We start from the raw sequence: 20,364 nt of genomic DNA on the forward strand, positions 1-20,364 counted from the left end.
AGAAGGCCTTGCCGCTTCGGTGCGACAAGGCCTTTTTCATGGACGCTTCTGGCCTCTTCGCGGGTAAACCCGCTCCCACAGGCACCGGAAACCCTGTGGGAGCGGGTTTACCCGCGAAAAATTTCAACGCAAGGCATTCCGCTCGGACACCTGGCTGTTCAATGTCCAAAAGTCATACAGCACCCCCACCAGGAACAGCCCGCCAGTAAAGAAGTAGATGATCGCGGTGATCCACTTGCCCTGATACAGCCGGTGCAGCCCAAACACGCCGAGGAAGGTCAGCAGGATCCAGGCGATGTTGTAGTCAATGCGCCCGGACTGGAACCTGAGGTCGGCTTCACGGTCCATGGACGGGATCAGGAACAGGTCGATCAGCCAGCCGATGCCCAGCAGGCCCAGGGTGAAGAACCAGATGGTGCCAGTTACGGGCTTGCCGTAATAGAAACGGTGCGACCCGGTAAAACCGAAAATCCATAGCAGGTAGCCAATGGTCTTGCTGTGGGTGTCGTGAAACGGCGCCCCCTGTTGATAACTGTTCATGCATAGCCCCCGTGGGTTATCCGAAAATTTTCTAAGAAAAAATGTGACTTTCTGGTCGCAGCCCGACGTACGGCATCTGGGCAATCGACCAACGGGCCAAAGATTGATCAAAAAGCTGTTATAAAGTTGCGCGCCCAACACATAACTATTCATAAGAGCTTCATCTATGCCGCCTTTACTCAAGACATGGCTGACCCTCTGCCTATTATTGCCCCTGGCCGCCCACGCCACCAATCGTGAGCAACGTCTTCCCAATGGGTTTACCGGCTACACCTCCAATGCCTCGGTAAGACACGCACCGGTCAAGCAGGCCGCGCTGCGTAGCCGTCCAAGCAATGCCGCCAGCAGCCGCAGCGTGCCCGGCGTACCGGTCGCAGCCATGTCGCCAAAGCAGAGCAGCGATGTGCTCAGCCGTGCGGTGAATGTGCTCGGCACCCCTTATGTCTGGGGCGGCAGCAGCCCGAAGAAAGGCTTCGACTGCAGCGGGCTGGTCAAGTACGCCTTCAACGACGTCGCCGACGTCGACCTGCCGCGCACCTCCAATGCCATGGCCCAGGGCCACGGCGTCAAGGTGGCCAAGGGTGACCTGAAGCCAGGTGACCTGATCTTCTTCAACATCAAGAGCCGCCGGGTGAACCACGTCGCCATCTATCTGGGCAACGATCGCTTCATCCATGCACCACGCCGTGGCAAGCGGGTAAGCATCGACACCCTGAGCAAGCCTTACTGGCAGAAGCATTACGTGGTGGCCAAGCGAGTGCTGCCGAAAGAACAGCAGCAGCTGAACCTGGCCAAGCGCTGAGCGGACCGGCGCTTTCCTGTACTGGCCCCTCCGCGGGTAAACCCGCTCCCACAGGTACACCACAGCATTCGAAGGCAGTGTTATCCCTGTGGGAGCGGGTTTACCTGCGAAAGGGCCGGCACGGGCGCTACAAATTCTTGATCAGCCCTCGCTCTCTCAACCCCCGCATCGCTCCCTCCATCGTCCGCATCCCGTCCGCACCACCCGCCTGCATCACCGAATACAACTGCGCCATCCGCCCTTCCCGAACAAGGTTACGCACCGCTGGCGTCACCACCAGCACTTCCCGCGCAGCAACCCGCCCACCGCCCGCACGCCTGACCAGCACCTGCGCCACCACCAGCCGCAACGACTCGGCCAGCATCGTCCGCACCAGTGGCTTCTCTTCGGCAGCGAACACCTCCACCAGCCGGTCGATACTGTTCACCGCCGATCGCGTATGCACTGTCGCCAGTACCAGGTGCCCGGTCTCGGCCGCGCGCAAGGCCAGGCGAATGGTTTCCAGGTCGCGCAGCTCACCGATCATGATCACATCCGGGTCCTGGCGCAGGGCACTGCGCAGCCCTTGGGCGAACCCACCGCAATGGCGGCCAACCTCACGCTGGTTGACCAGGCTGCAATGGCTGCTGTGGATAACTTCCACAGGATCTTCGAGGGTGATGATATGCAAAGCCCGATCGCGGTTCAGACGGTCCAGCAGTGTCGCCAAGGTGCTGGACTTGCCGCTGCCGGTCGGCCCACCCACGAGGATCAGGCCATCGCTGCACTGCGCAACAGCTTGAAACACATCCCCCAGGTCGAGCTCATCGAGCGTGGCGATATGCCCCGGGATCAGGCGAAAGGTGGCCGCAGGGCCATGCAACTGGCGAAACAGGTTCAGCCGAAAGCGCCCCAGCGCCGGCAATTCCAGCGCCAGGTCCAGCTCATCTCCCTGGGCCCACTGTCGGCGCTGGTCTTCATCCAGCATCGGCGCCATGCCTTCGGTCAAGGCGGCCGGGCCCAAGGTCGGCAGGGCCATGCGCTGCAGCTCGCCATCCAGGCGCAACATCGGTATCTGGCCCGCCGCCAGGTGCAGGTCGGAAGCCCCCGCATCCACGGCCCGGACCAACAGGTCGGTCACATCCATGAGACTCCCCAAAGGCCTTCAAGTAGGTAGAATGCCGCAAACCCCACAGCCGCCGGCATCAGTCCATGTCCACCCTAGCAGACAACCTTTCCGCTATTTCCGCCCGTATCGCCAGCGCTGCCCAGGCTGCCGGGCGTGATCCGGCCAGCGTCCAGTTGCTGGCCGTGAGCAAGACCAAGCCAGCCAGCGCCATCCGCGAGATCCACGCCGCCGGCGTGTGCGATGTCGGGGAAAACTACCTACAGGAAGCGCTGACAAAGCAGCAGGTACTCAGCGACCTGCCCTTGATCTGGCACTTCATCGGCCCCATTCAGTCGAACAAGACCAAAGCCATCGCCGAGCATTTCGACTGGGTACATTCCGTGGACCGCCTGAAGATCGCCCAACGCCTGTCGGAGCAGCGCCCAGCCGGGGCGCCACTGAACATTTGCCTGCAGGTGAACGTCAGCGGCGAAGACAGCAAGTCTGGCTGCGCCCCCGCCGACCTGCCGGCCCTGGCCAAGGCGGTAGCCGCACTGCCCAACCTGCGCCTGCGCGGGCTGATGGCCATTCCCGAACCTACCGATGACCGCGCCGCCCAGGAAACCGCCTTCGCCACCCTGCGCCAGTTGCAGGAAGGCCTTGACCTTGGCCTGGACACCCTGTCCATGGGCATGAGCCACGACCTGGAAGCTGCCATTGCACAGGGTGCGACCTGGGTGCGTATCGGTACCGCCCTGTTCGGCGCCCGCGACTACGGGCAGCCCTGATTCCATGCTTTACTCACTCTTTCCCACAAGGACCTGACATGAGCAAGACTCGTATTGCCTTTATCGGCGCCGGCAACATGGCCGCCAGCCTGGTCGGTGGTCTGCGTGCCCAGGGCCTGGACGCCTCGCAGATCCGCGCCAGCGACCCGGGCGCCGAGACCCGCAGCCGCATCCAGGCCGAGCACGGCATCGAAACCTTCGAGAACAACGCCCAGGCCATCGATGGTGCCGACGTCATCGTCCTGGCGGTCAAGCCGCAGGTCATGAAAGCCGTGTGCCAGGCCCTGCAACCGAACCTGCAGGATGGCCAGCTGATCGTTTCCATTGCCGCCGGCATCACCTGCGCCAGCCTGCAGAGCTGGGTCGGCGCTCGCCCGGTGGTGCGCTGCATGCCCAACACCCCGGCACTGTTGCGCCAGGGCGTCAGCGGCCTGTATGCCACCGCGCAAGTATCCAGCGAACAACGCCAGCAGGCCGAGCAATTGCTGTCGGCCGTGGGCACCGCCCTGTGGCTGGAGCAGGAACAGCAACTGGACGCCGTGACCGCCGTCTCCGGCAGCGGTCCGGCGTATTTCTTCTTGCTGATCGAAGCCATGACCGCGGCGGGCGAAAAGCTTGGCCTGCCACGTGAAACCGCCTCCCAGCTGACCCTGCAGACAGCCCTGGGCGCCGCACGCATGGCGGTTGCCAGCGATGTCGATGCCGCCGAACTGCGCCGCCGTGTCACCTCGCCTGCCGGCACCACCGAAGCGGCGATAAAGTCGTTCCAGGCCAGCGGCTTCGAAGCCATCGTCGAACAGGCGCTGCAGGCTGCGGCTACACGTTCCGCCGAGCTGGCCGAACAACTGGGCAAATAAGGAGCCTTAGATGAATGCACTGTCCGGCGCCGCGATCTTCGTGGTGCAAACCCTGGTCAGCCTGTACTTGGTGATCGTCCTGCTGCGCTTCGTGCTGCAGCTGGTCAAGGCCAACTTCTACAACCCGCTGTGCCAGTTCGCCGTGCGCGCCACCCAGCCGCTGCTCAAGCCGATTCGCCGGGTCATCCCCAGCGTCGGTGGGCTGGATACCTCGTCACTGCTGTTGTCGGTGGTCATCCAGGCGCTGCTGATGGCTTTCGTGCTGATGGTCACCTACGGCACCTTCGGTGACATCCTGCATCTGCTGATGTGGGCCATCATCGGTATCACCTCGCTGTTCCTGAAGATTTTCTGGGTGGCGATGATCGTCATGGTGATCGTGTCCTGGGTTGCTCCCAACAGCCACAACCCGGCGGCCGAGCTGGCCTACCAGATCAGCGAACCGGTGCTGGCACCGTTCCGCCGCATCGTGCCAAACCTGGGCGGCATGGACATCTCGCCGATCTTCGCCTTCCTCGCGATCCAGGTAATCCAGTCGTTCGTCATGCCACCGCTGGCCGCCTACGCCGGCATGCCGCAAGAGCTGTGGCGGATGATCTGAGCCCCACCTGCCCTTGGTTGCTTCCAGCGACAAGCCTCTGCTTGCCGCTGGGGGTAGCGCTCTTTAGACTTACGCCTCCGTCAAGCGTGAGCAGGGTCGATGTCCACTGTCTTTCCCGAAGATTCCGTCGGTCTGGTAGTACCGCAAACCGCCCGGTTCGATGAACCGCTGGCACTGGCCTGTGGCCGCTCCCTGGCCAGTTACGAGCTGGTCTACGAGACCTATGGCACCCTGAACGCCAGCGCGAGCAACGCCGTGCTGATCTGCCATGCCCTCTCCGGCCACCACCATGCCGCTGGCTACCATGCCGCCACCGACCGCAAGCCAGGCTGGTGGGACAGCTGCATCGGCCCTGGCAAGCCGATCGACACCAACCGCTTCTTCGTGGTCAGCCTGAACAACCTGGGCGGCTGCAACGGCAGCACCGGCCCCAGCAGCGTCAACCCGGCTACCGGCAAGCCCTACGGTGCCGACTTCCCGGTGCTGACCGTGGAAGACTGGGTGCACAGCCAGGTGCGCCTGGCCGAGCGTCTGGGCATCCAGCAGTGGGCCGCAGTGGTCGGTGGCAGCCTGGGTGGCATGCAGGCACTGCAGTGGACCATCAGCTACCCCGAGCGCGTGCGCCATTGCGTCGACATCGCCTCGGCGCCCAAGCTGTCGGCACAGAACATCGCGTTCAACGAAGTGGCACGCCAGGCCATTCTCACCGATCCGGAATTCCATGGTGGTTCGTTCCAGGACCAGGGCGTGATCCCCAAGCGCGGCCTCATGCTGGCGCGCATGGTCGGCCACATCACCTATCTGTCGGACGACTCGATGGGTGAAAAATTCGGCCGCGAGCTGAAGAGCGACAAGCTCAACTACGACTTCCACAGCGTCGAATTCCAGGTCGAGAGCTACCTGCGCTACCAGGGCGAGGAGTTTTCCGGGCGCTTCGACGCCAACACCTACCTGCTGATGACCAAGGCGCTGGACTACTTCGACCCAGCCGCCGCCCAGGGCGGCGACCTGGCGGCCACCCTGGCCCACGTCAAGGCGGATTACTGCATCATGTCGTTCACCACCGACTGGCGCTTCTCCCCGGCCCGTTCGCGCGAGATCGTCGACGCTCTGATGGCTGCGCGCAAGAACGTCTGCTACCTGGAGATCGACTCGCCTTACGGGCACGATGCCTTCCTGATCCCCACGCCTCGCTACATGCAGGGTTTCTCGAACTACATGAACCGCATTGCCATCTGAGGACAGCATGAGAGCCGATCTGGAAATCATCCACGACTGGATCCCCGCCGGCAGCCGGGTACTCGACCTGGGCTGCGGCAGTGGCGAACTGCTGGCCTCGCTGCGCGACCGCAAGCAGGTCACCGGCTATGGCCTGGAGATCGACCCCGACAACATCGCCGCCTGCGTGGCCAAGGGCGTCAACGTCATCGAACAGGACCTGGACAAGGGCCTGGGCAACTTCGCCAGCAACAGTTTCGATGTGGTGATCATGACCCAGGCCCTGCAGGCCGTGGAGTACCCCGACCGCATCCTCGACGAGATGCTGCGCGTGGGCCGCCAGTGCATCATCACCTTCCCCAACTTCGGCCACTGGCGTTGCCGCTGGTACCTGGCGACCAAAGGCCGCATGCCGGTTTCGGACTTCATGCCGTACACCTGGTACAACACGCCGAACATCCACTTCTGCACCTTCGCCGACTTCGAAGAGCTGTGCCACGAGCGCCGCGCCAAGGTGCTAGACCGCCTGGCGGTCGACCACTTGCACCGCAACGGGTGGGGTGGCCGGCTTTGGCCTAATCTTCTAGGTGAGATCGGCATCTACCGCGTCAGCAGCCCGGGCCTGCAAGAACATCAGCTCGCGGTCTGACGCCCAGCGGAGGAATCACCCCATGCGTCGCCTAGCCCTGTTCCTGATCAGCCTGTGCCTGGCCCTGCCGGTACTGGCTGCCGATGCTGCCCGCCCCGAGCGCAAGGAAGTGTTTGGCGACGTGACGGTGCACTACAGCGCGTTCACTTCCAGCATGCTGACACCGGAAGTGGCCGCAGCCACCGGCCTGGTACGCAGCAAGAACCAGGGCGTACTCAACATCGCCGTGCTCAAGGCCAACAAGCCCGCCACGGCGGTGGTCAGCGGCACGGTCAAGGACCTGACCGGGCGCAGCAGCCCGCTCTCGTTCAAGCAGATCACCGAACAGGGTGCGGTGTACTACATCGCCCAGTTCAAGATCGACCAGCCAGAAACCGTCACCTTCGACCTGAATATCGAAACCGGCGGCATCAGCAACTCCCTCAGCTTCAATCAGGACGTTTTCCCAGGCGAATGATGAATTTCCAGCAACTCGTATTGGCCAGCCACAACGCCGGCAAACTCAAGGAACTCCAGGCCATGCTCGGCGCGTCCGTGCAACTGCGCTCGATCGGCGAGTTCAGCCAGGTCGAACCGGAAGAAACCGGCCTGTCGTTCGTCGAGAACGCCATCCTCAAGGCGCGCAACGCCGCACGCATTTCCGGCCTGCCGGCCCTGGCCGACGATTCGGGCCTGGCGGTGGACTTCCTCGGCGGCGCGCCGGGCATCTACTCGGCACGCTATGCCGATGGCAAGGGTGACGCGGCGAACAACGCCAAGCTGCTCGAAGCGCTGAAAGACGTGCCTGAAGCCGAGCGCGGTGCGCAGTTCGTCTGCGTTCTGGCACTGGTGCGCCATGCCGACGACCCGCTGCCGATTTTGTGCGAAGGCCTGTGGCACGGGCGCATCATGTTCGAGGCAAGTGGCGAACACGGCTTTGGCTACGACCCGCTGTTCTGGGTACCGGAGCGCAACTGCTCCAGCGCCGACCTGGCCCCTGTGGACAAGAACCAGCTCAGCCACCGCGCCCGCGCCATGGCCCTGCTCCGCCAACGTCTGGGCCTGGCATGATCGAAACGCTGTCCAACCCCGGCGCGACGGGCTTTACCAGCCTGCCGCCGCTGGCGCTGTACATCCACATCCCGTGGTGTGTACGCAAATGTCCTTACTGCGACTTCAACTCCCACGCTGCCGGGCCTGAGCTGCCGGAAGATGCCTATGTCGCCGCCCTGCTGACCGACCTCGACCAGGAGCTGGCCGCAGTGCAAGGCCGGCCGATCAGCTCGATCTTCTTCGGCGGCGGTACCCCCAGCCTGTTCAGTGCCGACGCCCTTGGCCGATTGCTGCGTGGCGTGGAGCAACGCATCCCGTTTGCGCCGGACATCGAAATCACCCTGGAGGCCAACCCGGGTACGTTCGAGCAGGACAAGTTCAAGGCCTACCGGCAAACCGGCATCAACCGCCTGTCCATCGGTGTGCAGAGTTTCCAGCCAGCCAAACTGCAGGCGCTGGGGCGTATCCACAACGGTGATGAAGCAGTCCGCGCCGCCGGCATGGCGCGCGCCGCCGGCTTCAACAACTTCAACATGGACCTGATGCACGGCCTTCCCGACCAGTCGCTGGACGACGCGCTGGGCGACCTGCGCCAGGCCATCGACCTGGGGCCGACGCACCTGTCGTGGTACCAGCTGACCGTGGAGCCGAACACGGTATTCTGGAACCAGCCTCCCGAGCTGCCCGAGGACGACATCCTCTGGGATATCCAGGAGGCCGGCCAGGCACTGATGGCCGAACACGGCTTCCGCCAGTACGAAGTCTCGGCTTATGCCCAGGCCGGGCGCGCCGCACAGCACAATCTCAACTACTGGCGCTTTGGCGACTTCATCGGCATTGGCGCTGGTGCCCACGGCAAGCTGACCTTCGCCGACGGGCGCATCCTGCGCACCTGGAAGACCCGCCTGCCCAAGGACTACCTGAACCTTGCCAAGCCGTTCAAGGCCGGCGAAAAGCTGCTGCCAGTCGACGAGCTGCCGTTCGAGTTCCTGATGAACGCCCTGCGCCTGACCGATGGGGTGGAAGCAGAACTGTTCACCCAACGCACCGGTTTGCCGCTGGCACAGCTGCGCGAGGCACGCCGCGCGGCCGAACAAAAAGGCCTTTTACAGGTCGAACCGGATCGACTGGTGGCCACGCCGAGGGGCCAGTTGTTCCTCAATGACCTGCTGCAGTATTTCTTGACCTAAGGATGACCCATGGATCTGGTACTTGATCTGCTCGCGACGGTTTCTCGCTGGAGCCGCAGCAACCTGTCGGAGATTTCACTGGCCTTGGTAGGCTGCCTGCTTGTGCTGTTCGGCACCGATATCAAGGGCTGGGTGGAACAGCGCCTGGGCGGCCTGGCGGGTGCCCTGCGCGTACCGTTCATGGCCTTGCTGGTGATGATCGGCAGCGGCGCGGCGCTGATCTATGCAACGCCTTGGGTGGTTAAAGGGCTGAGCCAGTTCAACAACTACGCGCTGGCGCCAGTGTTGCTGGTAGTACTGGTGCTGATCGGGGTGGTGGCGGATCGTCGCGGCTGAGCCACGGCCCTGCACTGAACCCTTGTAGGAGCGGCCTTGTGTCGCGATGGGCTGCAAAGCGGCCCCATCAATTGCTGCCTCACCGCTGACATCCTGGGGCCGCTTTGCAGCCCATCGCGACACAAGGCCGCTCCTACAAGGGCCGCGTAATCTGGCGAGTACAGAGATAGGTTCCAAAAGCTGCCCCGGAGAACCAGGGCAGCCCTACCACCTGACTAACCCTTAGCGGGCATCATCGAAGTGGTCGCGCATGAAGTCCCGAACGGTCTTGAGCACAGTCAAGATCCGGATGAACGTCCAAACGCGGCTCAGCGCATCAAGCAAACGCTTCATATGCCTTGGCCTCCGTGTTGGCGGGCCAATCTTCCAGCATCTAACCGGTACTTCGATGCCTTCGAAAACTGTGTGAGAGTCTTCTGTGAAGTGGCCAGGTCAATGGCCCTTCGAAGAGGTGCACCGGCACGGTTCTCAGGCCGTGTCGAAGGGGCCGGAAAGCAGAATTCTTCTCCTACCCGGCCCATCACTGATTTCATTCACACAGGAGCAGCGCGATGATACTTGGAATGCTCACCCAAGACTGTTAACCGCTCCGACACACGTGATGCCGGATATTTCTGAGCATTGACGTTCCCCCGCCACGCTGCCTATGATCAGCCAACTGTGTGAGGGTTTTCTGTGAAACCTCAGAGCGAAGGATACTCAGTCCTGTCGCTCCCAAAAAAAACCGCCTTTCTCAAGGCGGTTTTTTTTCGCCTGCATTTCTGCAGGCATCGGCATATCAAAAGGCCGTATCAGCCGGTCAATCCACCTTCTCGAACTTCAAATCCCAAACCCCATGCCCCAGCCGCTCGCCGCGGCGTTCGAACTTGGTGATCGGGCGCTCTTCCGGGCGTGGCACGTAGGTACCGTCTGCAGCACGGTTGCGATAGCCCGGCGCAGCGCTCATCACTTCCAGCATGTACTCGGCATACGGCTCCCAGTCGGTAGCCATGTGGAACACGCCACCCGGCTTGAGCTTGCGCCGTACCAGTTCGGCGAACTCCAGCTGGACGATGCGGCGCTTGTGGTGGCGCGCCTTGTGCCATGGGTCGGGGAAGAACAGCATGAGGCGGTCGAGGCTGTTGTCCGCCACGCAGCGGTTCAGCACTTCGATGGCATCGCAGTCATAGACCCGCAGGTTCTTCAGGCCTTGGGTCAAAACGCCGTTGAGCAGCGCACCGACACCCGGGCGGTGCACTTCCACACCGATGAAGTCCTGCTCAGGCGCGGCAGCAGCCATTTCCAGCAGGGAATGGCCCATGCCGAAGCCGATCTCCAGGGTACGCGGCGCCGAACGGCCGAACACCTGGTCGTAGTCCACCGGGCTGTCGGCCAGCGGCAGGATGTACAGCGGGCCGCCCTGCTCCAGGCCACGCTGCTGGCCTTCGGTCATGCGCCCGGCGCGCATCACGAAACTCTTGATGCGGCGGTGCGGGCGGGCTTCGCCGTCGGGGGTGATCGGCGTATCGTGCGATTCAGTCATCAGGGGCTCTTACTTGATCAGACCATCCAGCGGCGAAGAGGCGCTGGCGTAGAGTTTCTTCGGCATACGGCCGGCCAGGTAGGCCATGCGACCGGCAACGATGGCGTGCTTCATGGCCTCGGCCATCAGCACTGGCTGCTGGGCGTGGGCAATGGCCGAGTTCATCAGCACCGCTTCGCAGCCCATTTCCATGGCGATGGTGGCGTCGGACGCGGTACCCACGCCGGCATCGACCAGCACCGGTACCTTGGACTCTTCCAGGATGATCTGCAGGTTGTAGGGGTTGCAGATACCCAGGCCGGTACCGATCAGGCCTGCCAGCGGCATGACCGCGATGCAGCCGGCTTCGGCCAGCTGGCGGGCGATGATCGGATCGTCGCTGGTGTAGACCATCACATCGAAACCATCCTTGACCAACACTTCGGCGGCCTTGAGGGTTTCGATCACATTGGGGAACAGGGTTTTCTGGTCGGCCAGCACTTCCAGCTTGACCAGGTTGTGGCCATCCAGCAGTTCGCGGGCCAGGCGGCAGGTGCGCACGGCTTCGACCGCGTCGTAGCAGCCAGCGGTGTTCGGCAGGATGGTGTAGCGGTCCGGCGGCAGCACATCGAGCAGGTTCGGCTCGCCCGGGTTCTGGCCGATGTTGGTGCGGCGCACGGCAACGGTGACGATCTCGGCACCCGAGGCTTCGATGGCCAGGCGGGTTTCTTCCATGTCACGGTACTTGCCGGTACCGACCAGCAGGCGCGACTGGAAAGTACGCCCGGCCAGGGTGAAGGGCTTGTCGCTACGAACGTTGCTCATGGTTGTTCCTCGGGAAAAGGTTGCTGGGCTTGCAGGTGAATCGCCGGCCGGAATCAGCCGCCACCGATGGCGTGAACCACCTCGACCTGGTCGCCGTCGTTCAACAGCGTGCTGTCGTGCTGGCTACGCGGCACGATATCCAGGTTCAGTTCCACCGCGACGCGGCGCCCGGTCAGCTCCAGGCGGGCCAGCAGGGCCGCGACGCTTTCGCCAGCAGGCAATTCGTAAGGTTCACCGTTCAGTTGAATGCGCATGCGCACGGCCACCATTGTTCTTTGGGGCCCGCATTCTAGCGCTGAACCGCCCTGCAACCCAAGGGCGCCGCACGCCATTAGTCGCGATTGTGGACCACTCGGTCAACCGAGCCGCCAGGCTGCCAGGCCCAGGCACAGCCAGCCGGCGAGGAAGCACAGGCCACCAAGAGGGGTGATGATGCCCAGCTTGCCCAGGCCGCTGAGGGTCAGCAGGTACAGGCTACCGGAGAACAGCACTATCCCCACGGCAAACAGGCCACCAGCCCAGCCGACCAGGCGCCCTGGCAGGTGCACCGAGAGCACGGCGACGCCGAAAATCGCCAGGGCATGCACCAACTGGTAGGTCACACCGGTCTGGAAGATTGCCAGGTAGTCGGCCGTCAGCCGGCTTTTCAGGCCGTGGGCGGCGAAAGCGCCCAGGGCGACACCGGTGAAGCCGAAAAAGGCGGCAAGCATCAGGAAGCTGCGAAGCATGGGACGACTCCTTGGATCGGGTCTGTATAATGGCCCCTTCCACCCGTACGGCCAAGCCATCGCCATGCTGCCAACCCTTCTCCGCCGCCTCTCTCGCGCCCTACTCTGGTTCGCTGCCGGCAGCATCGTGCTGGTGCTGGTGTTCCGCTGGGTGCCACCACCCGGTACGGCGCTGATGGTCGAGCGCAAGGTACAGTCCTGGGTGAATGGCGAGCCGATCGACCTGCAGCGCGACTGGGAGCCGTGGGAAAACATCTCCGACGACCTCAAGGTCGCAGTTATCGCTGGCGAAGACCAGAAGTTCGCCAACCACTGGGGCTTCGACATCCCGGCCATCCAGGCGGCGCTGGCCTATAACGAGCGTGGCGGCAGCATTCGCGGTGCCAGCACCCTGACCCAGCAGGTGGCCAAGAACCTGTTCCTGTGGTCCGGGCGCAGCTGGTTCCGCAAAGGGCTGGAGGCCTGGTTCACCGCGTTGATCGAGTTGTTCTGGTCGAAGGAGCGGATTCTCGAGGTCTACCTGAACAGTGCCGAATGGGGCAAAGGTGTGTTTGGCGCCCAGGCGGCAGCGCGCTACCACTTTGGCGTCGATGCCAGCCGGCTTAGCCGCCAGCAGGCGGCGCAGCTGGCAGCGGTGCTGCCGAGCCCGATCAAGTGGAGTGCCAGCCGGCCCAGTGCCTACGTGGCCAGCCGGGCCGGCTGGATTCGCCGGCAGATGAGCCAGTTGGGTGGGCCCAGCTACCTGATGCAGCTCGACTCGTCTCGAAAGCTTTGAATGCTGTGCCGGCCTCTTCGCGGGTAAACCCGCTCCCACAGGTACTGCACTGCCCCTTAGACTTGTGCAGCACCTGTGGGAGCGGGTTTACCCGCGAAGAGGCCAGAAAATCCAATACAAATAAAAAAGCCGCTCACCCGATCAGGGGCCAGCGGCTTTTCTGTGCAACCAAGGCCTGATCAAGCAGCGATCAATGCCTTGACCTTGTTCATCGCATTCTTCTCCAGCTGGCGAATACGCTCGGCCGAAACACTGTACTTGTCCGCCAGCTCATGCAACGTGGCCTTCTCTTCCGCCAACCAGCGCTGGTAGAGAATATCGCGGCTACGCTCGTCCAGCCCTTGCAGTGCTTCGTGCAGGTTGCTGGTGGAGTTGTCGCTCCAGTCTGCATCCTCCAGCTGCACCGCCGGGTCGTAACGGTGGTCTTCCAGGTAATGTGCAGGCGACTGGAAGGCACTGTCATCGTCAGCTTCCGCTGCCGGATCGAAGGCCATGTCCTGGCCGCTGAGGCGGCTTTCCATCTCGCGCACTTCACGCGGCTCCACGCCAAGGCTTTCCGCCACGCGGTGCACTTCGTCGTTGTTCAGCCAGGCCAGACGCTTCTTCTGGCTGCGCAGGTTGAAGAACAGCTTGCGCTGGGCCTTGGTGGTGGCCACCTTGACGATGCGCCAGTTGCGCAGGATGAACTCGTGGATCTCTGCCTTGATCCAGTGCACGGCGAACGAAACCAGGCGCACGCCCATTTCCGGGTTGAAGCGCTTGACGGCTTTCATCAACCCGACGTTGCCTTCCTGGATCAGGTCGGCCTGGGCCAGCCCGTAGCCGGCATAGCTACGAGCGATATGTACGACGAAACGCAGGTGGGCCATCACCATTTGACGAGCGGCCTCGACATCCTGCTCATAATAGAGACGCTCGCCCAGATCACGCTCCTGCTCGACAGTCAGCAGCGGGATGCTGTTGACCGTGTGCACGTAGGCTTCCAGGTTTGCACCGGGTACCAGGGCATAGGCAGGTTGCAACGATGTGGTCATTCAAGAACCTCCGACTTACAGAACTCACGCCTTGTGGGCGCTGCCAACATTGACCTGGAACGACGGTACAAGTTCCATAGTGAAGAACTTGTCAATGCTGGCACGTAAAAACTATCGCGGTGCCAGCTCGTTCAGGTGGCGGGCCACTGCGATCCATGCACCGATATACCCCAACAGCACCGCTCCGATCAAGAGCGACAGACCATCGGACGCCGGCACCCCGCCCAGGGCGAAGTCGCTACCGTACAACCCGGAAAGCCCTACCACCGCCTCGTTCAGCCAGTTCAGGCCAAACGCCAGGATGCCCCATGCGATCACCCCTGCACCCAGGCCATACAGGGCACCCATGTACAGGAAAGGCCGGCGTACGTAGGCGTCCGTGCCACCGACCAGCTTGATCACTTCGATCTCGGTACGGCGGTTTTCAATGTGTAGACGAATTGTGTTACCGATTACTAACAGCAGGGCAGAAATCAGCATTACGGCCAGGCCGAAGACGAAGCGGTCACCCAGCTTGAGGATGGCCGCCAAGCGCTCGACCCATACCAGATCAAGTTGCGCCACTTCCACCCGCGGCAGCTCCGACAGGCGCTGACGCAAGGCTTCCAGGGCCGGTTTGTCGACTTCGGTAGGGGTCACCACCACCACGCCAGGCAGCGGGTTGTCAGGCAGTTCACGCAGCGCTTCGCCCAGGCCGGACTGCTGCTGGAACTCCTCCAGCGCCTGCTCGCGGCTGACATACTGCGCGTCGGCCACGCCGGGCATGCCCTTGATCTCGTCGCGCAGCGCCTCGCCTTCACGGCTGCCTGCATCGAGCTTGAGGTACAGAGAAATCTGCGCGGCGCGCTGCCACGAGCCGCCAAGCTTCTCGACGTTCTTCAGCAACAACGACAGGCCCATGGGCATGCTCAGTGCCACAGCCATTACCAGGCAGGTGAAGAAGCTGCCGATCGGCTGCTTGCCCAGCCGGCGCAGGCTGTCGGCCATACTGGCGCGGTGGCTTTCCAGCCAGGCATGCAGCAGCGTGCGGAAATCCGGGCCATCATCGTCGTCGTGCTTTTTCTTCGCCGGTTGCGGGTCGGCCGGTTTCGGCGCAACCCGCTCGGAAACTTTCGGCGTACGTGTAGTGCTCATTGCCCGGCCTCCCCATCGCCGATCAAGCGGCCGCGCTGCAAGGTCAGCATGCGGTGGCGCATGCGCGCAATCAGTGCCAGGTCGTGGCTGGCGATCAATACCGTGGTACCCAGGCGGTTGATGTCCTCGAATACCCCCATGATCTCTGCGGCCAGGCGCGGGTCGAGGTTACCGGTGGGTTCGTCGGCCAGCAGCAGGGCTGGCTGGTGGACGATGGCGCGGGCGATACCCACCCGCTGTTGCTGCCCGGTGGACAGGTCGGCCGGGAACAGCTCGCCCTTGTCGGCCAGCGACACTCGCTCCAGCGCCGAGTCCACGCGCTTGGCGACCTCGGCCTTGGACAGGCCGAGAATCTGCAGTGGCAAGGCAATGTTGTTGAACACCGTGCGGTCGAACAACAACTGGTGGTTCTGGAACACCACGCCGATCTGCCGGCGCAGGAACGGGATCTGCGAGTTGCTGATCTGGCCCAGGTCCTGCCCGGCCAGCATCAACTTGCCGCTGGTCGGGCGCTCCATGGCCAGCAGCAGGCGCAGCAAGGTGCTCTTGCCCGCGCCCGAGTGGCCGGTGACGAACAGGAATTCGCCCCGGCGCGCCCGGAAACTCAGCTCATGCAAACCCACATGACCATTGGGATAGCGCTTGGCAACCTGTTCGAATCGGATCATGTTCAGTCTCGCTCGGCGAACAGAGCCTTGACGAACGGCTCGGCTTCGAAAGTACGCAGGTCGTCGATGCCTTCACCGACACCGATGAAGCGGATCGGCAGCTTGAACTGCTTGGCCAGGGCGAAGATCACCCCGCCCTTGGCAGTGCCATCCAGCTTGGTCAGGGCCAGGCCGGTCAGTTCGACGCTCTGGTTGAAGTACTTGGCCTGGCTGATGGCGTTCTGGCCGGTGCCGGCGTCCAGCACCAGCAGCACCTCGTGCGGCGCTTCGGCATCGAGCTTGCCGATGACCCGGCGGACCTTCTTCAGCTCTTCCATCAGGTTGTCTTTGGTGTGCAGGCGGCCAGCGGTGTCGGCGATCAGCACATCGACGCCACGAGCCTTGGCGGCCTGTACGGCATCGAAGATCACCGAAGCGGAGTCGGCGCCGGTGTGCTGGGCGATCACCGGGATCTGGTTACGCTCGCCCCACACCTGCAGCTGCTCGACCGCAGCGGCACGGAAGGTGTCGCCAGCAGCCAGCATCACTTTCTTGCCTTCGAGCTGCAGCTTCTTGGCCAGTTTGCCGATGGTAGTGGTCTTGCCGGCGCCGTTCACACCGACCACCAGGATCACGTAGGGCTTGTTCTGCGCCTGTACCACAAGCGGCTGCTCGACCGGGCGCAGCAGCGCAGCCAGTTCTTCCTGCAGCGACTTGTACAGGGCATCGGCGTCGGCCAGCTGCTTGCGGGCAACCTTCTGGGTCAGGTTCTGAACGATGGTGGAAGTGGCTTCCACACCAACGTCGGCAGTCAGCAGGCGGGTTTCGATTTCGTCGAGCAGGTCGTCATCGATGACCTTCTTGCCCAGGAACAGGCTGGCCATGCCCTCGCCGATGCTGGCGCTGGTCTTCGACAGGCCCTGCTTGAGGCGGGCGAAGAAGCCGGGTTTGGCCTGCTCGGCCGGCGCGGCGATCGGGGCTTCAGCCTCGGGGGCAGCTGGCGCTGGTGCTGGTCGCTCCGGGATCGCGGGTGGCGCTTTCGGCTCCAGATCCGGCACCAGGGCCACGGGCTCCTCGGCAACCGGCAGCACCAGGCTGCTGACCGGCAGGGCCGGCTCGACGACCGGGGCCGCCTCGACAGGGGCTGGTTCGACCGGGGCTGCCTGCAAAGGCATGGACGCGACCGGCTGCGATGCAGGTGCTACCAGCGGCTGAGACGCAACCGGCTCGGGTTCAGGGGCCTGCAACGGTTGGGAAGCAACCGGCTCGGGAACAGGGGCCTCGACCAACGGGGACTGCACCGGTGCGGCGACCTGCTGCGGTTCGGTCAGCTCTGGGGCCGCAGGGGCCTGTGGCGCTTCGGCGGTAGTCTCCTCGACCGGAGCGGCTACAGGTTGCTCGACGGCAGGGGCTTCCTTCGCGGGCTCGCCCGCTCCCACAGGTTGCTGCGGCTTCTTGCGAAACCAGCTGAACAGGCCTTTCTTTTCGCCAGCCTCGGCCGGCGCTTTTTTGTCGTCGTTGGAACCAAACATGGAAGACGGCTATCTCAGGGTAGCGATGGGCCAGCTATGGCGCATCGGGAATTCTCTCTACGCAGAACAGACTATCTTGAAGCCGGCTGGTTCATGCGCAACGTTTTGTCTTAGTGTCCTGCAGGCCAGAACGGCGACAGGCATGGTCGCCAGGCAACCGGATCAGTATCCTAGCACCTCCTGGCCCGCCGACGCTAAACCAGCGGGCCGCCGAACAGGTTAAACACCGTATGAATGCTCTAGCCCGCCGCGCCGCTGGCCTGTTGCTCGGCACGCTCTGCCTGCCGCTCGCGGCTTTCGCCGCCGATGTGCAACCCACCCACGAATTCATCCTCGACAACGGCCTGAAAGTGGTCGTGCGCGAGGACCATCGCGCCCCGGTAGTGGTCTCGCAGATCTGGTACAAGGTCGGCTCCAGCTACGAAACCCCGGGCCAGACCGGCCTGTCCCACGCGCTGGAACACATGATGTTCAAGGGCAGCGCCAAGGTCGGCCCCGGCGAGGCCTCGCGCATCCTGCGTGACATCGGCGCCGAAGAAAACGCCTTCACCAGCGACGACTACACCGCCTATTACCAGGTGCTGGCCCGCGACCGCCTGCCGGTTGCCCTGGAGCTGGAGGCCGACCGCCTGGCCAGCCTGCGCCTGCCTGCCGACGAGTTCAGCCGCGAAATCGAGGTGATCAAGGAAGAACGCCGCCTGCGCACCGACGACCAGCCCAACGCCAAGGCATTCGAGCTGTTCCGCGCCATGGCCTACCCCGCCAGCGGCTACCACACCCCGACCATCGGCTGGATGGCCGACCTGGAGCGCATGAAGGTCGAGGAACTGCGCCACTGGTACGAATCCTGGTACGCCCCCAACAATGCCACCCTGGTGGTGGTCGGCGATGTCACCGCCGAAGAGGTCAAGGGCCTGGCGCAGAAGTACTTCGGCAGCATCCCCAAGCGTGCCGTGCCGCCGGCCAAGTTGCCCCTCGAACTGGCCGAACCAGGCCAGCGCCAGCTGACCCTGCACGTGCGCACCCAGTTACCGAGCCTGATCTACGGTTTCAACGTACCTGGCCTGTCCACCGCCAAGGACCCGCGTACGGTGCATGCCCTGCGCCTGATCTCGGCACTGCTCGACGGCGGCTACAGCGCCCGTATGCCGGCACGCCTGGAGCGTGGCCAGGAGTTGGTGGCCGGTGCCTCGTCCAGCTACAACGCCTTCACCCGCGGCGACAGCCTGTTCCTGATCTCGGCCACGCCGAACGTGCAGAAGCAGAAGACCCTCGCCGATGTCGAAAAAGGCGTCTGGCAATTGCTGGACGAACTCAAGACCACCCCACCCAGCGCCGAAGAGCTGGAGCGCGTACGCGCCCAGGTCATAGCCGGCCTGGTCTACGACCGCGACTCCATCAGCAGCCAGGCCACCACCATCGGCCAGCTGGAAACCGTCGGCCTGTCCTGGAAACTGATCGACAGTGAGCTGGACGAGCTCAAGCGCATCACCCCGCAGGACATCCAGAACGCCGCGCGCACCTACTTCACTCGCGAACGCCTGAGCGTTGCCCATGTACTGCCCGAGGAGTCCGCTCATGAGTGATCGCCGCACGCCACGCCCAACCCTGCTGGCCACGGGTATCCGCGCCCTGGCCCTGGCAACAGTACTGGCCGCTCCGGCCATGGCCGACAACGCCACCAAGGTCGACAGCAGCGCGGCCCGCCCGGCCAATACCTTGCAGTCGCTAGCCGAGCTGGATGGCAAAGCACCCAGCCGGCGCCAATTGAACATACAGCACTGGAATACCGCCGAAGGTGCCCGGGTGCTGTTCGTCGAGGCCCGCGAATTGCCGATGTTCGACCTGCGCATCACCTTCGCCGCCGGCAGCAGCCAGGACGCCGGCACCCCGGGCCTGGCGGCGCTGACCAATGCCATGCTCAACGAGGGCGTAGCCGGCAAGGACGTGACCGCCATCGCCGAAGGCTTCGAAGGCCTGGGCGCGGACTTTGGCAACGGTTCCTACCGTGACATGGCCGTGGCCTCGCTGCGCAGCCTCAGCGCCAAGGACAAGCGCGAACCGGCGCTCAAGCTGTTCACCGAGGTTGCTGGCAAGCCGACCTTCCCGGAAGACGCTCTCAAGCGCATCAAGAACCAGATGCTGGCCGGCTTCGAATACGAAAAGCAGAACCCCGGCAAAATCGCCGGCAAGGCCTTGTTCGGCAAGCTCTATGGCGACCACCCCTACGCCCACCCGAGCGACGGCACTGCCGAAAGCATCAACGGCATCACCCTGGCGCAGCTGCGCGCCTTCCATGCCAAGGCCTACACCGGCGGCAATGCGGTCATCGCCCTGGTCGGCGATCTCAGCCGCGCCGAAGCCGAAGCCATCGCCGCCCAGGTGTCCGCCGGCCTGCCCAAGGGCCCGGCACTGGCCGCACCAGCCCAACCCACTGACGCCAAGGCAGGGCTGACCCACATCGACTTCCCGTCCAAGCAGACCCACCTGATGCTGGCCGAGCTTGGCATCGACCGCCAGGACCCGGACTGGCCGGCCCTGTCACTGGGCAACCAGATTCTCGGCGGTGGTGCGTTCGGCACCCGGCTGATGAGCGAGGTACGTGAAAAGCGCGGCCTGACCTACGGCGTGTACTCGGTGTTCAGCCCGATGCAGGTGCGTGGCCCGTTCATGATCAACCTGCAGACCCGTGCCGAGCTCAGCGAAGGCACGCTCAAGCTGGTGCAGGACATTCTCACCGACTACCTCAAGGCCGGCCCCACCCAGCAGGAACTGGACGATGCCAAGCGCGAACTGGCCGGCAGCTTCCCGCTGTCCAATGCCAGCAACGCCAGTATCGTCGGCCAATTGGGCGCCATTGGCTTCTACAACCTGCCGCTGACTTGGCTGGAGGACTTCATGCAGCAATCCCAGGCCCTCACCGTCGAGCAGGTCAAGGCGGCCATGAACAAACACCTGTCAGCCGATAAACTGGTGATCGTCACCGTTGGCCCGAAAGTGCCGCAAAAAGCGCTGCCAGCACCCACTGACAAGCCCTCCGAGCAACCGCTCGGGGTACCGGAGCATTAATGCCAAGATCCACCCCACC

23 protein-coding genes are annotated in these 20,364 nt (G+C 63.5%); 13 read left to right on the forward strand and 10 right to left on the reverse strand.

Annotated features, from left to right (window positions below; all coding sequences use genetic code 11):
- Window positions 1-123: 123 nt before the first annotated feature.
- A complete protein-coding gene (locus J5M58_RS12350; protein WP_112249678.1) occupies window positions 124-540 on the reverse strand; it encodes a TM2 domain-containing protein in 417 nt (138 codons plus the stop codon).
- Between the two features lie 166 nt (window positions 541-706).
- Here J5M58_RS12350 and J5M58_RS12355 point away from each other — a divergent pair, with 166 nt between their 5' ends.
- Window positions 707-1,342 carry a C40 family peptidase gene (locus J5M58_RS12355; protein ID WP_112249680.1) on the forward strand — a complete coding sequence of 212 codons (636 nt, stop codon included), beginning with the start codon at window positions 707-709 and terminating at the stop codon, window positions 1,340-1,342.
- A 127-nt stretch (window positions 1,343-1,469) separates the two neighbouring features.
- On the opposite strand, the gene J5M58_RS12360 is transcribed toward J5M58_RS12355, so the two are convergent.
- Entirely contained in the window at window positions 1,470-2,468 is a 999-nt protein-coding gene (locus J5M58_RS12360; protein WP_112249682.1) for a type IV pilus twitching motility protein PilT, read from the reverse strand.
- A gap of 65 nt (window positions 2,469-2,533) precedes the next feature.
- Here J5M58_RS12360 and J5M58_RS12365 point away from each other — a divergent pair, with 65 nt between their 5' ends.
- The 9 genes from J5M58_RS12365 to J5M58_RS12405 all read left to right on the forward strand — a co-directional run bounded on the left by J5M58_RS12365 (window position 2,534) and on the right by J5M58_RS12405 (window position 9,100).
- Window positions 2,534-3,217 (forward strand): YggS family pyridoxal phosphate-dependent enzyme, encoded by a 684-nt coding sequence (locus J5M58_RS12365; protein WP_112249684.1) that lies wholly within the window; start codon window positions 2,534-2,536, stop codon window positions 3,215-3,217.
- Window positions 3,218-3,255: 38 nt separating this feature from the next.
- The gene (proC, locus tag J5M58_RS12370; RefSeq protein WP_112249686.1) at window positions 3,256-4,074 is read left to right on the forward strand and encodes a pyrroline-5-carboxylate reductase; all 819 of its coding nucleotides are present in this window, start codon (window positions 3,256-3,258) and stop codon (window positions 4,072-4,074) included.
- Window positions 4,075-4,084: 10 nt separating this feature from the next.
- Window positions 4,085-4,675, forward strand: a complete 591-nt coding sequence (locus tag J5M58_RS12375) for a YggT family protein (RefSeq protein WP_013974619.1) — start codon at window positions 4,085-4,087, stop codon at window positions 4,673-4,675.
- Window positions 4,676-4,774: 99 nt separating this feature from the next.
- A complete protein-coding gene (locus J5M58_RS12380) occupies window positions 4,775-5,914 on the forward strand; it encodes a homoserine O-acetyltransferase (protein WP_046613543.1) in 1,140 nt (379 codons plus the stop codon).
- A 7-nt stretch (window positions 5,915-5,921) separates the two neighbouring features.
- The gene (metW, locus tag J5M58_RS12385) at window positions 5,922-6,542 is read left to right on the forward strand and encodes a methionine biosynthesis protein MetW (RefSeq protein ID WP_110632944.1); all 621 of its coding nucleotides are present in this window, start codon (window positions 5,922-5,924) and stop codon (window positions 6,540-6,542) included.
- A gap of 22 nt (window positions 6,543-6,564) precedes the next feature.
- On the forward strand, window positions 6,565-6,999 hold the full coding sequence (locus J5M58_RS12390) for a DUF4426 domain-containing protein (RefSeq protein WP_025340971.1): 435 nt from the start codon (window positions 6,565-6,567) through the stop codon (window positions 6,997-6,999).
- The gene (rdgB, locus tag J5M58_RS12395; protein ID WP_046613545.1) at window positions 6,996-7,592 is read left to right on the forward strand and encodes an RdgB/HAM1 family non-canonical purine NTP pyrophosphatase; all 597 of its coding nucleotides are present in this window, start codon (window positions 6,996-6,998) and stop codon (window positions 7,590-7,592) included. The genes J5M58_RS12390 and rdgB overlap by 4 nt, the downstream gene beginning before the upstream one ends.
- A complete protein-coding gene (gene hemW / locus J5M58_RS12400; RefSeq protein WP_112249688.1) occupies window positions 7,589-8,764 on the forward strand; it encodes a radical SAM family heme chaperone HemW in 1,176 nt (391 codons plus the stop codon). The genes rdgB and hemW overlap by 4 nt, the downstream gene beginning before the upstream one ends.
- 9 nt (window positions 8,765-8,773) lie before the next feature.
- A complete protein-coding gene (locus tag J5M58_RS12405) occupies window positions 8,774-9,100 on the forward strand; it encodes a DUF3392 domain-containing protein (protein ID WP_003257821.1) in 327 nt (108 codons plus the stop codon).
- Window positions 9,101-9,899: 799 nt separating this feature from the next.
- On the opposite strand, the gene trmB is transcribed toward J5M58_RS12405, so the two are convergent.
- The 4 genes from trmB to J5M58_RS12425 form a co-directional block, all read right to left on the reverse strand.
- Complete coding sequence (gene trmB / locus J5M58_RS12410; protein ID WP_013974624.1) at window positions 9,900-10,622, reverse strand: tRNA (guanosine(46)-N7)-methyltransferase TrmB; 723 nt, start codon at window positions 10,620-10,622, stop codon at window positions 9,900-9,902.
- Between the two features lie 9 nt (window positions 10,623-10,631).
- A complete protein-coding gene (locus tag J5M58_RS12415; RefSeq protein WP_013974625.1) occupies window positions 10,632-11,426 on the reverse strand; it encodes a thiazole synthase in 795 nt (264 codons plus the stop codon).
- A 53-nt stretch (window positions 11,427-11,479) separates the two neighbouring features.
- A complete protein-coding gene (gene thiS / locus J5M58_RS12420) occupies window positions 11,480-11,680 on the reverse strand; it encodes a sulfur carrier protein ThiS (protein ID WP_003257817.1) in 201 nt (66 codons plus the stop codon).
- 102 nt (window positions 11,681-11,782) lie between these two features.
- Window positions 11,783-12,154 (reverse strand): DUF423 domain-containing protein, encoded by a 372-nt coding sequence (locus tag J5M58_RS12425; protein WP_112249690.1) that lies wholly within the window; start codon window positions 12,152-12,154, stop codon window positions 11,783-11,785.
- A gap of 64 nt (window positions 12,155-12,218) precedes the next feature.
- Between J5M58_RS12425 and mtgA the strand changes: the two genes are divergently transcribed.
- Complete coding sequence (mtgA, locus tag J5M58_RS12430; protein WP_112249692.1) at window positions 12,219-12,929, forward strand: monofunctional biosynthetic peptidoglycan transglycosylase; 711 nt, start codon at window positions 12,219-12,221, stop codon at window positions 12,927-12,929.
- 179 nt (window positions 12,930-13,108) lie between these two features.
- Here the strand turns inward: mtgA and rpoH are convergent, their stop codons facing one another.
- The 4 genes from rpoH to ftsY all read right to left on the reverse strand — a co-directional run bounded on the left by rpoH (window position 13,109) and on the right by ftsY (window position 17,276).
- Complete coding sequence (gene rpoH, locus J5M58_RS12435) at window positions 13,109-13,963, reverse strand: RNA polymerase sigma factor RpoH (protein ID WP_003249083.1); 855 nt, start codon at window positions 13,961-13,963, stop codon at window positions 13,109-13,111.
- A gap of 111 nt (window positions 13,964-14,074) precedes the next feature.
- Complete coding sequence (gene ftsX / locus J5M58_RS12440) at window positions 14,075-15,097, reverse strand: permease-like cell division protein FtsX (RefSeq protein ID WP_013974629.1); 1,023 nt, start codon at window positions 15,095-15,097, stop codon at window positions 14,075-14,077.
- Complete coding sequence (gene ftsE / locus J5M58_RS12445) at window positions 15,094-15,765, reverse strand: cell division ATP-binding protein FtsE (RefSeq protein ID WP_013974630.1); 672 nt, start codon at window positions 15,763-15,765, stop codon at window positions 15,094-15,096. Before ftsE ends, ftsX begins: the two co-directional genes overlap by 4 nt.
- 2 nt (window positions 15,766-15,767) lie before the next feature.
- Window positions 15,768-17,276 carry a signal recognition particle-docking protein FtsY gene (gene ftsY / locus J5M58_RS12450; protein ID WP_112249694.1) on the reverse strand — a complete coding sequence of 503 codons (1,509 nt, stop codon included), beginning with the start codon at window positions 17,274-17,276 and terminating at the stop codon, window positions 15,768-15,770.
- 230 nt (window positions 17,277-17,506) lie between these two features.
- Here ftsY and J5M58_RS12455 point away from each other — a divergent pair, with 230 nt between their 5' ends.
- Together J5M58_RS12455 and J5M58_RS12460 are read left to right on the forward strand one after the other, a co-directional pair.
- Window positions 17,507-18,862, forward strand: coding sequence for a pitrilysin family protein (locus J5M58_RS12455; RefSeq protein WP_112249696.1), 1,356 nt, complete (start codon window positions 17,507-17,509; stop codon window positions 18,860-18,862).
- Entirely contained in the window at window positions 18,855-20,345 is a 1,491-nt protein-coding gene (locus tag J5M58_RS12460; RefSeq protein ID WP_112249698.1) for a pitrilysin family protein, read from the forward strand. The genes J5M58_RS12455 and J5M58_RS12460 overlap by 8 nt, the downstream gene beginning before the upstream one ends.
- Window positions 20,346-20,364 lie beyond the last annotated feature (19 nt).

Origin of the sequence: Pseudomonas sp. 32_A (genome assembly GCF_017490905.1) — a bacterium.
Classification (GTDB): Bacteria; Pseudomonadota; Gammaproteobacteria; order Pseudomonadales; family Pseudomonadaceae; genus Aquipseudomonas; species Aquipseudomonas inefficax.